This is a genomic window from Clostridium sartagoforme AAU1 (assembly GCF_000401215.1).
Classification (GTDB): domain Bacteria; phylum Bacillota; class Clostridia; order Clostridiales; family Clostridiaceae; genus Clostridium; species Clostridium sartagoforme.
The window spans coordinates 1-16003 of sequence record NZ_ASRV01000069.1 but is presented as its reverse complement, the minus strand read 5'-3'; the positions used below and the strand labels follow the sequence as shown (position 1 = coordinate 16003).

Genomic DNA, 16003 nt, shown 5'->3' with positions numbered 1-16003 from the left:
CCTACTCCCCTGTGTCGCCTTGAGACGACCGCCGACCCACACCTAGTATAGTAATTAAAATCTTAGAAATAACTAAAACCTAACTCGTCTCTTCTAACTTCTCTAACTGTTTTGATTTTAATTTTGTAATATCCTTATCATTTATAATAATATTTCCTGTAGTTACTGTATCTATTGTTGAAATACAATTAAGAAGTGTTGTTTTCCCACTACCTGATGGCCCCATTATCCCAACAAATTCTCCTTTTTCTACTTTAAAACTTATATTATCTATTGCCTTAGTTACATTTTCTTTATTTCCATAGTATTTTTCAATTTTTTCTACATTTAATATGCTTTTCATTTTTCCCTCCATACAACTAATTATATTAATGTTTAAACATTTATAAATTTTCTTTGCAACTATAGTTTATCTTAGTATTTATTAATTACATATTTATATAACTTTCATTAACCTTTTATTTTTGTAATATAACTATAAATTCTAGATTATTTATAAATATATATTTAAAATAAAAAAACTCCCGTAGGAGTTTTCTAAGCAAATTTATTTTTAATTAATTTTTTTTATACCTAATTTTAGGATAGTAATATAATCTTTATTTAATTTTCTTTTTAGTTCATACATTAATAAAATTATTCCAACAGATAATGGTATTATATAATAACTTATACGATATAATACTAAAGCTAACACAGCTTCCTCTTTATTTATACCTAGAGCACTGACTCCTAATATAAATGATAAATCAAACCCACCTATACCTCCTGGCATCATACTTATAATACCTATAGCAGAAGATACAACATATATCGGAAATATCTTGGCTAATGTTAATCCAATTCCTAATAATCTAAGAATACTAAATAACAACAAAGCCATTGCTATCCATTCTGAAGTAGAAATTATCATTATTTTTATAGTTTTCATAGCTTTTTTACGATTTTTTTCTCTTCTATATCTGAATAAATTATATATGAGAATAACTGGAGTATAAAGTGCTGACAATAATATACCTAGCTTTACCAACTCTATATTTTTCAAACTCGGTATATCCAAGATAGAATAAACTAAACATATAATAGAAAATCCAGTAAAATTCAATAATACTACCTTTGAAACTTCTTTTACTAAAGATGCCTTGTCCTTAATATATGGTGAATAAAGATAACTTTTAATTGCTATTGCTGCTGTACCACCAAATCCTACTATACTTGAAATAGAACTTGCAATCCATGAAGACTTATAAAGACTTCTGTTATCTAATGAAATCTTACATGTATCTTTTATTATAAAATCATACAAAGACAATGGTAAGTAAGAAATAAGTCCTAATATTGTAATAATAATTAATCTTACAAAGGAAAGCTTGTCTCTATATAAATAAAATGTATGTATATCAAAATCTGAAAATAACTTTCTAAACTGAATAAGTATTATTGTAAATATTACAAATATAAGAATCATTTTTAACCATACTTTTAGTTTACTTTCTACCTTAATTAACATATAAACTTTCTCCCTACAATATATAAATTATATATCTAATCTTTATTAGTATATCTTAATATCATAATAAATTCAAAATATTTATTTATCAAATTAAGGCATTTTGAATTTTTATAAATTAAATCTTTCTTCGTTATATCCTGCAAATAATACTAATGCTACAACAGTTAAAACATCTTTGATTTTTTTCAAAATAATCATCTCCTTGTTTTATCATCTTTTTCATATTGTAACATCAACTTCTTTTGGTACATATTTATTTGCATTACTTTAACATTTCATTTTTGTAATATAATAAGCTGACTTTTGTATTAACCAAAAGTCAGCCATATATTTCACTTATAAATTATTTTTTAGACTTTCTATAATAAGTATTTTCAAGTGGTAATTTAGTTCTAAATTCTCCATCTAACTTGTAATAAGCGCCTTGCATTGCTGGTGCCTCTGGGACAACTACAATTTCTCCAACACCCTTTGCTCCATAGACTAAATTAGCCTTATTCTTTTCAACTAATATTGGTTTTATTTCTGGTATTCCAGTTGATCTGAATAATCCTAAAGTACCAAATTTGGCTAAAGGAACTCCATTTTTAAGTGGATAGTCTTCTGTTAGTGCATATCCTAGCCCCATAACTACTCCACCTTCTATTTGCCCTTCTACAGCCACAGGATTTACTGCTCTTCCTATGTCATGGGCCGCAACTACCTTTATCACCTTTCCATTATCATCTAAAACTACTACTTGAGTTGCATATCCATAAGCTACATGACTTACTGGATTAGGTTTTGTACTTCCCATAGGATCTGTTTGAGGACAATATTCAGCATAATATTCTTCACCCTCAAGATCATTTAATGATTTATTTACCAATGCTTCCTTCAATTGAAGAGCAGCAAGTCTTGCTGCTTCACCTGTAAGTACAGTTTGCCTTGAAGCTGTTGTTGTTCCTGAATTAGGCGTTGTAAAGGTATCTGGACTATCTACTAAAACTTTCTCTGGATCTAATCCAGTAGTTTCACATACAATTTGTGTTGCCACAGTTCCTATTCCTTGACCTATACAAGCAGCTGATGTTCTTATAATAACCTTACTATCTTTAACGACTATTTTACATCTACCTGTATCTGGTATTCCAACACCTAGTCCAGCATTTTTAAACGCACAAGCTATTCCAACATTCTTATTATTTTCAAATTCATCTTTTACCGCCTCTAAAGTTTCAACTAATGCAGTTCCTTCATCTGCGATTTGCCCATTAGGTAAAACTTGTCCTGGCCTAATTGCATTTCTATATCTAAATTCCCATGGAGAAATTCCAACAAGCTCTGCAAGTTTATTTATATTACATTCATTTGCAAATGCTGATTGAGTAACTCCAAAGCCCCTAAAAGCTCCTGCTGGTGGATTATTTGTATATACTGCTGTTCCTTCGATATCTACATTTTGATAGTTGTAAGGTCCAGCTGCATGTGTGCAAGCTCTTTGAAGTACCGGACCTCCTAACGATGCATATGCTCCTGTATCTGAAATTATCCTTGCTTTCATTCCTGTTAAAATTCCATTTTCATCACAAGCTGTTGTAAATTCCATTTCCATAGCATGCCTTTTGGGATGAATAATTAAACTTTCTTTTCTGCTTAATGTAACTTTAACTGGTTTCTTTGTATAATAAGTTAAAAGTGCTGCATGATGTTGAACACTCATATCTTCCTTTCCACCAAATCCTCCCCCTACAAGCATACTTTTAATTCTTAATTTACTTGGATCTAAATCCAAAAGTTTTCCTACCTCTCGAAGTTCATCATAAATACCTTGGCCACCTGTGTAAACTGTTAAAATGCCATCTTCATAATTAGCTACTGCACATTCCGGCTCTAAAAATGCGTGTTCTGTTGGTGGAGTGCTATATTTTTCTGTTACAACATATTTAGAATTTTTTATAGCTTCCTCTGCATCTCCTCTTTTTAAGTACTGTTTACTTAATATATTTCCACTTGAATGAACTTTAGGTGCACCTTCTTTCAATCCCATTTCAGGATTTGTTACCGGTGGAAGTTCTTCATAATCTACTTCTATAAGACTTAATGCCTCTTTTAATATTTTTTTACTTTTTGCTGCTACTAAAGCTACTGAATCTCCTAAATATCTTGTTTCTTCTCCAACATCTATCATTGCTGGCCAATCTTGGACTAAATGTCCAATAAATCTATCTCCTGGTATATCTTTTGCTGTTAAAACAGCATAAACACCATCTAAAGCCTTTGCCTTTGATGTATCTATATTTTTAACTAAAGCTCTTGGATACTTTGATCTTAACGCTGAACCATAAAGCATCTCGTCAAAATATAAATCGTCTGCATATTTACCAATTCCAAGAGTTTTTACTTCAGCATCAATTCTAGGTAAATTTTCTCCAACTAATCCCTTACAATATACTTTAGGTACCTCTTCATTATTTCTTAAAAGCTCTGCAACTAACTTAATAGCTTCTATAATTTTTACATAGCCTGTACATCTACATATATTACCTTTAAGAGCATTTTTTATTTCTTCTTCTGTTGGGTCTAAATTTTTATCTAATAATCCTTTTGCACTTATAACCATTCCTGGAATACAAAATCCACATTGAACTGCTCCACATTTACCAAATGCATAAGCAAAAGCGTCTCTTTCTCTCTCACTAATTCCTTCAACTGTAATTACTTCTTTATTTTCAAGTCTACTTATCTTTTGAATACATGCTCTTTGTGCTACACCATTGACTAAAACCATACAAGCACCACAAGCACCTTCTGCACAACCATTTTTTACAGATGTTAATTGCTCTACATCTCTTAAATAATCAAGTAAACTTATATCTTCATCTACTGATAAATCTTTACCATTGAGCTTAAAATTATACATTTAACTTGCTCCTCCTAATTATCAAACTAATATATGATGTTATATCAATAAACTTTCTTTTAAACGTCTTATTATACGTACTTATTTAATTCTTCTTCACTTAAACAATATATTTTATCAACATAATAAGAATAATCTTTCAAGATTGTTTCTACTGTAACTTCTAATTTACTCTTAATTTCTTTTGAATTAACTACATATACATATTCTTTTCCAGCTTCTCTTAACAAGAATTTATCTTTGCTTATCCTTAATAATCCAGTATTCTTAGAATCAGTATATTCTTCTAGATCTCTAAAAATAGTTGTTTTCTTAAGATATGGGAAGCCTCCCTTTGGACAGAACATATGACAGTTACCACATTCATTACACATATTTTCAACATGAAGAATTTGATAATTGGCTGAAAGTCCTTCAACTGCCACTCTCATATTTGCTCTATTTGGGCATACATCAACACATATTCCACAGTTCTTTAAGCAATCAAAAGTTTCCAGCTTATCTTCTAATACTCTCCCATTACCTTTATTTTTATAATGAGCATCAGTCTTTGCTTTTTCTCCTAAAATATTTAAAGCTTCAAGGTTTAAGCATTTTGGTGCTTGTCCTGACTTTTTCATTTCGTTTAATACTGCATTGTTATTTATATATCCCTTTGGTTGTAAATATAATGTAGCTATAGTGATTGGAGCTATCCCAGCATTAAATACATCTAATACATTGTTTTTATCTATTCCGCCTGACATAGACATAGGTATATTATTAAATTCTTTTGCAATCTTCTTGGCTACATTTATTGCTATTGGATATAATGGCTTTCCAGACATATACATAGCTTCACCAGGCATAACTCCTCTTGTATTAACTACAGGCAATGTATTTGTAAGCTTAACTCCGAAATTTACATCATTTTCCTTTGCCGTATCTAATAGCTTAGCTATAATTTCTTTAGCTGTTTCAAATTGTAAGTCGTGATCAAAGTCTTCTCTCTTTAATTCAATGTCATTGTAGCCTAAGTTGTCTAAGATTTCTCTTACTGCATCATATCCTAATAATGTAGAGTTACATTTTAATAGCATGTTTATCTTTTTATTTACTATTAAGTGAGTTGCTATATCTAAAATTTCACTTGCTTTACATCCATGCATTGTAGATAGTGTAATTATATTTGTAATCTTTGAAGTAATATTATCTATATCTTCTAATTTAAATCTCTTGAATTTATTAATATTCTTCTTTAATACATCAATGCACTCCTTAAAGATTACTGTATCTTTTGAGTCTTTAAGGTTATCTATAAAGTCAGAAATTTTCTTTGATTGAATTCCTTTAAGATCATATCCTACACTTATATTAAGAATAAAATCTTTTACATCTGATAATCCAAGTTCAATACCTATAACTTGCATTAATACAGAGGCTTTCACATATTCTTCTGCGGCTTCTTCAACAGTTAATTCTGTTGACCATTCAACATTATAACCTACATTTTTAGCATCTATACATGGTCTTGGAATCATTGCCTGCATGTCTTTTCCATCTACTATTTGAACCGTCTTAGGTTCAAAATATCTGCATCCTGTTAAATAACCAGCTAAAAAGTTTTGTGTTAATTGTGTATGAGGACCAGCTGCTGGACCTACTGGGAATCTTAAGTATTCATTGCAAAAATTCATTTCAATACTATTATCAATGTCTCTATAAAAATCTTTTTCTTCTATTCCAAATATTTTGCCTTTTGTATAATAATCTTCAAGAGTTAAATCGAGAATCCTTTCAAAAGACATTGGTTTCATTATATCACTCATGGTTATACCACCTTTCTTCAAGTAAATTTTATATGAAATAATAGTGCTATATGTCTTTACTATATAGCACTATATTATTTAGCAATTTTCATACCAAAATAACAGCATGAAATACTTCATCTAACATTTTAGCTCTCCAAAGCACTTACAGAAGCTTCTTCTATCTTCTTAGGTTTAAATATTAGACATGCAATAACACTAACAATACATACTGCTGCCACTGGCTCCTGGAATATATATTGCATTACTACTGGAAACTTTGCTTTTATTTCTGCTGGTAGATTCCCAACACCATATCCAAGACCAAAAGTTACACCAACAATTAAATTATTTATATCATTAAAGCCAGCAGAGGCGATCATTTTTATACCATTTAAAAGAATCATAGCGAATACAGTAACAACAGCACCACCTAAAACGCTGTTAGGCATAGCTGAAAAAATAGCTCCTATTTTAGGAAAGAAACCTGCTAACACTAAAACAGCTGCTCCTGTAGCTATACAAAAACGATTTACAACTCCAGTCATAGCTACAATACCTGCATTTTGTCCAAATGCAGTATTAGGTAGAGTATTAAATATTGCTGCAACCTGTGATCCTACTGCATCTGCCAAGATTGCACCTGAAGTTTCTTCACCTGTAGCATCCCTATTAAATGCCGCAATTGTTATACCACTTGTATTGCCTATTGTCTCAAGTCCAGATACAACATATACAGCGAAAAAGGCCATTATTACATCCATTCTGAATGCAAGCTTAAAATGGAATGGAGTTGGTACACTTGCCCAGCTCGCATTTGCAATTGTATCGAAATTTACCATGCCCATAAATAAAGCTAAAGTATATCCTGCCACCAATCCTACTAATATTGATGATGCTTTCCATAGTCCTTTCGCAAATCTATTAATTAAAAGTATTGTTAATAATACAGTAAAACCTAAAACAAGATTTCTTGGATCAAAATCATTTGCTGTCTTAGGTGATCCTACAAAATAGTTTGCTCCTGTCCCTAAAAGCTTTATACCTATTGTAACCAAAACAGAGCCTACTACTAATGGTGGAAAGAACTTCTTCAAAGGTTTTATAAAGATTCCCATTATATCTTCCACAAATCCCCCAAGCAATGTACCACCAAGAATAATCCCCATGGCTATTTCTGGTGATATTCCTTCTCCATGCAATTTTTCACTAATTGCCTGCATAGTTGGTACAAAGGCAAAAGATGTACCCATAACTATAGGAAGCTTTGAACCTATTTGAAACTTGCCAATTTTAAATGGATATAACTGTAGAAATGTAATAAGACCCGATACAAGCATTGCACTTTGTATCATTATAATACGATCTGATGCACTTGTTCCAAGAATGCCTGTAAGTACAAATATTGGAGCTAAATTACCTGTGAACATAGCTAATACATGCTGAATACCTAGTGGCAGTGCCTTACTTAAAGGTGGTCTACCATCCAACTGATAAATTAATTCACTACTATTATTTACTTCCCTTTTATTATTTTTCCCCATAATAATACCTCCCATTTTTATATTAATATATTTAATTATTGCATGTTGAGTCTATACTAAATTGTTATTTATTAAGCGGAACATAATCAATACCCATCACATTTTTTCCCATAGCTTTTGTGCAAGTTCCCTTGATTTTCTAAATATTTTTTCTTCGTCTATATTAAGCATTTCTCTATCTTTCATAATAATTTTTCCATTAATTATAGTTGTTATAACAGATCTTCCAGTAAACCCAAATAACATATGACCATGGAGGTTATTGGCATTCATTGGAGTTAGTGGATTGTAATCTAAAACAATTATATCTGCATAGGCTCCCTCTTTTAATACTCCAACTTCCCTATTAAAGTACTTATCAGCTATAATCTTATTATTTTCAAATAGTAATTTAAAGGTTTCATTAAATGCTACACCAGGATGACAGCTATTATGTCTTTGTATTATAGGAAATACTTTCATAGACTCAAACATATCACTTGTATATCCGTCAGTTCCCATACCAACTGTTACACCCTTATTTAACATTTCTAAAACTGGAGAACACCCAACAGCATTACCCATATTAGATTCTGGATTATTTATGACATTTGTATTTGTACTCTTTAATAAACCCATTTCATTATCATTTATATGAATACAATGAACAGCTAAGGTCTTATCTCCTAATATGTTATAATCATTTAATCTTTCTATTACCCTCTTTCCAGAAACTTTTAATGTATCATGTAAATCTGCTATTCCTTCTGCTGCATGCACATGATAACCTGTATTTAGACCTTCCATCTCTTTAGCACATTTTTCTAGAGTCTTATTGCTTAATGTAAAGGATGCATGAAGTCCAAATAAACCTTTTATCATATCACTGTCATCTTTATTAGCATATTTAATAAAGTTTACGTTTTCATAAATCCCTTCATTTGTTATATCTACTCCATCCCTATCAGAAACTTCGTAACATAAAGTTGTCCTCATCCCCAACTCTTTAGCCACATCTCCAATTGCAAATAAACTATCTGTAATACTATAAGGACTAGCATGGTGATCAAATACAGTTGTTACTCCATTTTTTATACAATCAATATAAGTTGTATACGCACTATATTTTGTGTCCTCTAAAGTTAACTTTTTGTCCATTTTCCACCAAAGTCTCTCTAATATTTCAACGAAATTATTAGAAGGTGCTTCTTTGTTATCCATTCCTCTTGCAAAAGCACTATAAATATGATGATGATTATTAATTATTCCAGGCATTATTACCTTACCTTTAGCATCAACAAATTCATAATTATTGTATTTTGACTTTAAGGCATTATAATCTCCAACTTCCACTATAATATTATCTTTAATAACTATAGCTCCATTATTTATAATTGGATTATTATTATCCTGGGTTATAACTATTCCATTACCTACTAAAATCATTTATCTTCCCTCCAGTATAATATTATCAATAATATTTAAAGCATTATTCATGCCAATTCCCATGATTTATTGTTAATTATTTATTTAAATTAATAATTAACAACTTGTTCAGCTCACAGTGAACAAATCACAGTTCGCAATTTCATTTTTATAAAAAATAAGTATTATGAAACAGCGAAACAAGTATAATAAAGATTTGATTATATTTTTTTGTACAAAGCTTGAAATTTAAATAATTTCAAATACTTTTATTTAAAAATACATTAATAACTTTATTACTTAATTATTTATTTTAATTTTTTAAACCTAAACTATATTACTTGTTATCTTTTATCCAATATAATTGCTAGGCCTACTTTGTTATCATTTTAGTAATTATATTTATCATTTTAATAATCAAAGATGAATCTCAAAATATCTTTCACTTTCCATGTATATAAAAGTAACATATGAAATATATCCTTTGTATCTATATTTCATAAGCTATTTAATTATTGTAATATTTACATATATATCCATATAATGGTATAATTATAATAACTATCTTATTTGGAGGTAATTTATGAAAGCATGTCCGTACTGTGATAATAAATTTCTTAAAATCGATATAATATTTAATAAATCTTATACTATTAAATGTCCAAGTTGTAATAAGATGCTTTCCCAAACTAAAAACTTTAATAATATAAACCATATTTTAAGTATTTTGCCTGTATTATTATATATATTCTTATCTAATCAAATAAATTGTTATTTGATTAAGATTACTAATAATCCTAAGTTATCAACTGTTTTCTTTGCATTTATATCAGGATTATGGGCATATTATATTAATGGTTTATCTCCATTATGGTCAAAATATAAGTGATAGCTATTGATCTTTAATAACTATCACTTATATAATAAGCTTTTATTCCTTTTTTATAATATTATATTTCTTAGTTCGTCAACACTTGATAAATAATAATTTGAATTTTCTTTCATAAAATCAATTATTTCTGGTATAATATGAGACCAACCAGCACTAGCAAAATCTACATTACAAGTTCTTGCCATATCAAGTCCAGGCTTTAAATCATCTACTACTAATATATCTTCTTTATTTAAGTTAAATGTTTTCATAGCTTCTCTAATTGGGTAAGGGTTCGGTTTTCTCTTATAATCTTCAAGATCCCACCCAAATATTTTATCTGGTAAAATACCACAATTAATCTTATAATCTCTTTGAATTTGTTCACTTTCAGAGTGAGAGGCAACACAAATTACTCCTCCTAAATTTTTAAACTCTTTTATTAATTCTGGAAAACCAGGATAAAAATCTGGAATTTTTGACTTTGTATAGCTACTCCATATTTTATATTGATATGCCTGTTCTTCTTTGTTAAATTTCAATATATCCTTGCATAATTCTGAAAAACCAGGATTAAAACAACTTGAGATAAATTCTTCAAGAGTAATTATTTTTGTATTTGGTCTTAATATTTTAAGTGCCTCTACAAATGATGGATAATGTATGTTAGGTGTACTTATAGTAACTGTATCATCATGGTCCAAAATTAAGCATTTATATTTCATAATTACAGCCTTTCTTAATATCCTTTATTTTTTGTAATATAAACAACTTTTTATTACTATTTTATATAAACTCTACATTTTTGCATTAAAATAAACTTAACTTTTTCTATATAAAGTGGCTAGACCTATTCCAAGTTTTTTAGCAGCTTTAGATTTTCCCTTAGTATCATGTCCATACTTCTCTAATGCATAATTTATATATCTTTTTTCTAATTCTTCTAATGTTATAAAATCTCCATTGATAATATCATCTAAATCTTTCTCATCATGACTATCATAATAACTTGTTATATATTCTGGAAGGATACTACATGTTATTATATTATCTTCATCTACTAAATTTATCATCAACTCTACAGCATTTTGTAATTCTCTTATATTTCCTTCCCATGGATAATTTTCTAACTTTTTTATTACTTCATCTTCTATATTAATTTTTTCTAAATTGTAGCTTGAACAATATTTCTCTATAAAGCTTAATACCAATTGCTTTATATCCTCTTTTCTCTCTGAAAGATTAGGAATTTCTATAGGTATTACATTTATCCTATAATATAAATCTTCTCTAAATTTTTTTTCTTTTATCATTTCTTTTATATCTTTATTAGTTGCCGCAATTACTCTTATATCTAAATTTATCATTTTATTAGATCCTATCTTAGCAAACTTTTTTTCTTGCAGAACTCTAAGCAATTTTACTTGAAGTGAAAGTGGCATATCTCCTATTTCATCTAAAAATATTATTCCTCCATTTGCAAGTTCGAACTTTCCCATTCTACCATTATTACTAGCTCCACTAAAAGCACCTTTTGCATATCCAAACAACTCACTTTCAAGTAGAGCTTCAGGAATTGCTGCACAATTTATTGCTATAAAAGGTTTGTTCCTTCTATTACTTTGAGAATGTATAGCTCTAGCTATTACTTCTTTACCAGTACCACTTTCTCCTGTTATAAGAACTGATGATGTGGAATTGGCTATCTTTAAAATTTTCTTTTTAATATTTCTCATTGATTCAGATTCACCAATTATAGATTCTAATTTTATTTCTCCCCAAACATTATTTGCAGTTATATTACATTTATCTTTTTTACAAATCTTATTTAATATGATAATACTTTTATAATTATATGAATAAGAGTCTGTTTCTAATAATTCACCTATTCCATCATAATCAGTATCCTTAACCCTTATTGAAATATTATATTTTTCAAAATCATGCTTTATAAATACCTCTATTTCTTCTAACTCAATGCTTTGAATATTCAAGGATTTTCTTACATAATTATTAGCATAAATTACTTTATTATTAGAATTTAAAATTATAATTCCATCACTTATTTTATTAGCTATGTCCTTAATAAACTTTTCTTCCATTCTATTATCACCTTTTGTACTATATTATTAACTTTTAAACTCTCTCATAATATTATGTTAACATTTTTTCCTTGACCTTACAATTATTATAAATAAAAAACTGAAGGAAGGAAATTATAAATAGTTATAAATCATGTAAATTCTTTATAATTTCCTAAATCATAAGAAAAAGAAGCTTAAATTTATTTCTCTAAGCCTCTTTAACTATACATTATTTATTATTCACTTTATTTACATAAATGGTAGGAATTAAAGCATACATTGCTGCTGCTTTTACTATTTCGCTTTTCCATGTTCTTTCATTTGGTGCATGTGCTTGATCTTCATGTCCAGGACCAAAACCTATACATGGAATTCCATACCTACCCATTATAGAAACCCCATTAGTTGAAAAAGTCCATTTATCTACTATAGGCTCTGCTTTAAATAAGCTTCTATATGTTTCAATAAGAGTTTGACATACTTCATGCTCTTCTGGAATAACCCATGTTGGAAAATATGATTGTGTTTCATAAGAAAGTCCTGTATATGATTTTTTATCATAATTATATATAGATACCTGAGCATTGGCTTTCTTAACTGAAGGTAAATTTTTAATTTGCTCTATTGCAAATTTATGACTTTCTCCATCTGTTAATCTTCTATCTATAGAAATACTACATCCATCTGCTACTGCACATCTCGAAGGTGATGAAAAAAATATTTCAGATACAGTTAATGTTCCTTTTCCTAAAAAATCATTATACATAAGGCCTTTATCTAAACTTTTCAATTCATCTAATATCGGAGCCATCTTAAATATTGCATTTTCTCCTCTTTCTGGAGCAGACCCATGACAACTAATTCCATTGGTACTAACCTTAATTTCTACTCTACCTCTATGCCCCCTATATATATTACATGAAGTAGGTTCTGTAATTACCACAAATTCAGGATTTATATTATCTTCGTTAATTATATACTGCCAACACAATCCATCACAATCTTCTTCTTGAACTGTACATGCTATAAGTAATGTATAATCATTTTCTAAATTCAAATCCTTAATAATTTTCCCAGCATAAACCATTGCAGCTATACCGCCACCTTGATCACTTACTCCTCTTCCTAGTATTACTTCTGCATCCTCATCTCCCTCATATGGATTATAATTCCAAAGGCTAGGGTCTCCTACCCCAACAGTATCAACATGTCCATCCATAGCTATAAGATGACTTCCTGACCCTATATAAGCTAGTAAATTACCCATTGGATCTATCTCTATTTTATCAAAGCCAACCTTTTCCATTTCCTTCTTTATTCTCATTATCTTAGCTTTTTCATTACAGCTTTCACAAGGTATAGAAATTATTTCTCTTAAAAAATTACTCATATCTTCTTTATAATTTTCTGAAGATTTTATTATCTCTTCATAAATATATTTATATTCCATATTTACCTCTCCTCTAATTTAAAAGAAATACTTAATTGTTTTTATAATACGCATAATTTATGCCAAGATTTAATTAGACTTTTAGTATAGTAAATAGTAATTTTTTAATTGATATTAATATTAAAATTGTATGTAGATAATTATAAAAGAACAAATAGTTATCAAAATAATAATTTATATCATTTTGATAACTATTATTTTATCTTTTTATTACTTTAATAAATTCTTCATACTCTTTTATAGTATCAATATCTTGCAAAAACAAGCTATTATTTATACCTACATACTTAATTTTATCTTTATTATTTTTAATTACTTCCCTTCCTCCCATATCTCCATTTAAGCTTTCTAACTCTTTTTTTAAACTTATAGGAAATATAATTGGACTTCCTGTCTTATCCTTAAATTTAGGAATAATTATATTTTTACTATTTTCTGCGGAAACCTTTATCAATTTATTAACTGATTCTTTATCTATAAATGGCTGGTCGCCACAAAAAAACATATAATTATGATTTAAATCTACTTCTTTTAATCCTAATTTGATTGATTCACTTTGTCCATTAATAGCAAAATTATTTTTTATAGTTTTTATTCCCTCATTTATTCCAATATTAATTATTTCTTCTTCTCTCCCAACTAAAATTATATTTGAAATATTACATTTCTTGATTGTTCTTATTACCTTTTCAATTATTAATTCATCTCCAATATTCATTAATAATTTATTTTTTCCCATTCTTTTACTAAATCCTGATGCTAAGATTATTCCGTTCATTTTAACCACACACCTTTATCTTTAAGTAACCGCTTTCATATTCAAAAATTAGATTTCATCATGAACTTTACATAACTTACATTTTGCTAAATAAATTTTGTACTGCGTTTCTCGCTTCAAAAACTATTTTTTCTTCATCTACATTAGTAAGCTTCCCATCTTTTACTACTACTTTACCTGCTATTATTGTATAATCAACTGTTGATTTACATCCAACAGTACCTAATATTGATTTTGGATCATATTCTGCTCCTATAAACTCTATTCTATTTGAATTTATCATAAATAAATCTGCTGCTTTTCCCACTGAGAGCTCTCCAATATCATTTCTTCCAAGAACTCTTGCACTTCCCCTTGTTGCTAGTTTTAATATATCATATCCAGTCGGAGCATTATTACTCCAATTTAATCTATGAAGTAGATAACAAATTCTAAGCTCTTCTAAAAGATTTGAACCATCATTACTTGCGCTTCCATCAACTGCTAGTCCTACAGGAACATCTAGTTTTATCATTTCTGGAATTCTAGCTATTCCTGAAGATAATTTCATATTTGATATAGGACAATGTGCTACTCCTGTTTGTGTTTTTGCTAATATTTTAAGTTCTTCATCATTGAAATGAATTCCATGAGCGTACCAAACATCACTTCCAATCCAATCAAGGGTATCCATGTATTCTAAAGGTCTCATATTAAATCTTTCAAGAGTATATCTTTCTTCATCCTTTGTTTCTGCTAAATGAGTATGAAGTCTTACATTATATTTTCTTGCAAGTTTAGCACTTTCCTTCATCAACTCTGCTGTTACATTAAATGGAGCACAAGGTGCTAAGACAACTTGCTTCATGGAAAACTCACTTGCATCATGATATTTTTTTATAATTCTTTCTGAATCGTATAATATTTTATCAAATTTTTGAACAACAGAGTCTGGAGGTAATCCCCCATCCTTTTTACTTAAATTCATACTACCTCTTGATGCATGAAATCTAATTCCTAACTCTTTAGCTGAATTAAATTGTTCATCTATAAGAGTTTCTTCAGCTTTCTCTGGAAAAAGATAATGATGATCAAAGCAAGTAGTACATCCATTTTTCATTAGTTCTCCCATTCCCACTAAAGAGCTATATCTTATAGATTCTGAAACTACCCCTTTCCATATTTCATATAAAGTTGTTAACCAATCAAAAAGTTCCATATTTTGTACTTGTGGCAAATTTCTAGTAAAAGTCTGAAAAAGATGATGATGACTATTTATAAGTCCTGGATATACATACATATCTTTTGCATCAATTACTTCTTTTGCTTCAAAAATATCTTTCCCTATATATTTTATAATCCCATCTTCTATATATAGATTCACATTTTCAAATAAATTATCTTTTTCATCGCAAGTTACTAACGCCTTAATATTTTTTATAAATAAGCTATTTTTCATATTGACCCCTCCAAATTCTATAATTTAAATAAATTAAACCTATTTTAGTTTTATTATATATCACTATTTTATATTTAATTACTACACCTCGCTTTCTATTCTTTAATAAATTATATATATTTTTTAAAATAAATATCTTATTTTATATATTTAATTTTGTAACTGTTTTCAAAGGGGTATTATATTAAATTTTATTACTTTTGTTATATTTTTTCAATAATTACTTTTTATT

11 protein-coding genes and 1 pseudogene are annotated in these 16003 nt (G+C 28.7%); 1 reads left to right on the top strand and 11 read right to left on the bottom strand.

Going from position 1 to position 16003, the window contains the following annotated elements; all coding sequences use genetic code 11:
- Positions 1–68 precede the first annotated feature (68 nt).
- The 6 genes and pseudogenes from A500_RS05635 to ssnA all read right to left on the bottom strand — a co-directional run.
- Positions 69–343 (bottom strand): annotated as a pseudogene (locus tag A500_RS05635) (ATP-binding cassette domain-containing protein); the annotation flags it as partial.
- A 210-nt stretch (positions 344–553) separates the two neighbouring features.
- The gene (locus tag A500_RS05630; protein ID WP_016206620.1) at positions 554–1510 is read right to left on the bottom strand and encodes a lysylphosphatidylglycerol synthase domain-containing protein; all 957 of its coding nucleotides are present in this window, start codon (positions 1508–1510) and stop codon (positions 554–556) included.
- Positions 1511–1856: 346 nt separating this feature from the next.
- Positions 1857–4415, bottom strand: coding sequence for a selenium-dependent xanthine dehydrogenase (gene xdh, locus A500_RS05625; protein ID WP_016206619.1), 2559 nt, complete (start codon positions 4413–4415; stop codon positions 1857–1859).
- A gap of 71 nt (positions 4416–4486) precedes the next feature.
- A complete protein-coding gene (locus A500_RS05620) occupies positions 4487–6223 on the bottom strand; it encodes a hypothetical protein (RefSeq protein WP_016206618.1) in 1737 nt (578 codons plus the stop codon).
- Positions 6224–6351: 128 nt separating this feature from the next.
- Positions 6352–7746, bottom strand: coding sequence for a uracil-xanthine permease family protein (locus tag A500_RS05615; protein WP_016206617.1), 1395 nt, complete (start codon positions 7744–7746; stop codon positions 6352–6354).
- Between the two features lie 96 nt (positions 7747–7842).
- Positions 7843–9171, bottom strand: a complete 1329-nt coding sequence (gene ssnA, locus A500_RS05610; protein ID WP_016206616.1) for a putative aminohydrolase SsnA — start codon at positions 9169–9171, stop codon at positions 7843–7845.
- Positions 9172–9733: 562 nt separating this feature from the next.
- On the opposite strand from ssnA, the gene A500_RS05605 reads away from it, so the two are divergent.
- Positions 9734–10039 (top strand): hypothetical protein, encoded by a 306-nt coding sequence (locus A500_RS05605; RefSeq protein ID WP_016206615.1) that lies wholly within the window; start codon positions 9734–9736, stop codon positions 10037–10039.
- A gap of 53 nt (positions 10040–10092) precedes the next feature.
- Here A500_RS05605 and A500_RS05600 read toward each other — a convergent pair whose 3' ends face one another.
- The 5 genes from A500_RS05600 to A500_RS05580 all read right to left on the bottom strand — a co-directional run bounded on the left by A500_RS05600 (position 10093) and on the right by A500_RS05580 (position 15771).
- The gene (locus A500_RS05600; protein ID WP_016206614.1) at positions 10093–10746 is read right to left on the bottom strand and encodes an HAD family hydrolase; all 654 of its coding nucleotides are present in this window, start codon (positions 10744–10746) and stop codon (positions 10093–10095) included.
- 96 nt (positions 10747–10842) lie between these two features.
- Entirely contained in the window at positions 10843–12123 is a 1281-nt protein-coding gene (locus A500_RS05595) for a sigma-54 interaction domain-containing protein (protein WP_016206613.1), read from the bottom strand.
- Positions 12124–12334: 211 nt separating this feature from the next.
- The gene (locus A500_RS05590; RefSeq protein WP_016206612.1) at positions 12335–13555 is read right to left on the bottom strand and encodes a YgeY family selenium metabolism-linked hydrolase; all 1221 of its coding nucleotides are present in this window, start codon (positions 13553–13555) and stop codon (positions 12335–12337) included.
- A 199-nt stretch (positions 13556–13754) separates the two neighbouring features.
- Positions 13755–14333, bottom strand: a complete 579-nt coding sequence (locus A500_RS05585; protein ID WP_016206611.1) for an NTP transferase domain-containing protein — start codon at positions 14331–14333, stop codon at positions 13755–13757.
- A 76-nt stretch (positions 14334–14409) separates the two neighbouring features.
- On the bottom strand, positions 14410–15771 hold the full coding sequence (locus A500_RS05580; protein WP_016206610.1) for an 8-oxoguanine deaminase: 1362 nt from the start codon (positions 15769–15771) through the stop codon (positions 14410–14412).
- Positions 15772–16003: the final 232 nt, after the last annotated feature.

Coding starts and splice junctions, on each gene's coding strand:
- ssnA (WP_016206616.1), bottom strand. CDS start 9,171: ATGATTTTAGTAGGTAATGGAATAGTTATAACCCAGGATAATAATAAT.
- A500_RS05600 (WP_016206614.1), bottom strand. CDS start 10,746: ATGAAATATAAATGCTTAATTTTGGACCATGATGATACAGTTACTATA.
- A500_RS05630 (WP_016206620.1), bottom strand. CDS start 1,510: ATGTTAATTAAGGTAGAAAGTAAACTAAAAGTATGGTTAAAAATGATT.
- xdh (WP_016206619.1), bottom strand. CDS start 4,415: ATGTATAATTTTAAGCTCAATGGTAAAGATTTATCAGTAGATGAAGAT.
- A500_RS05615 (WP_016206617.1), bottom strand. CDS start 7,746: ATGGGGAAAAATAATAAAAGGGAAGTAAATAATAGTAGTGAATTAATT.
- A500_RS05585 (WP_016206611.1), bottom strand. CDS start 14,333: ATGAACGGAATAATCTTAGCATCAGGATTTAGTAAAAGAATGGGAAAA.
- A500_RS05580 (WP_016206610.1), bottom strand. CDS start 15,771: ATGAAAAATAGCTTATTTATAAAAAATATTAAGGCGTTAGTAACTTGC.
- A500_RS05590 (WP_016206612.1), bottom strand. CDS start 13,555: ATGGAATATAAATATATTTATGAAGAGATAATAAAATCTTCAGAAAAT.
- A500_RS05595 (WP_016206613.1), bottom strand. CDS start 12,123: ATGGAAGAAAAGTTTATTAAGGACATAGCTAATAAAATAAGTGATGGA.
- A500_RS05605 (WP_016206615.1), top strand. CDS start 9,734: ATGAAAGCATGTCCGTACTGTGATAATAAATTTCTTAAAATCGATATA.
- A500_RS05620 (WP_016206618.1), bottom strand. CDS start 6,223: ATGAGTGATATAATGAAACCAATGTCTTTTGAAAGGATTCTCGATTTA.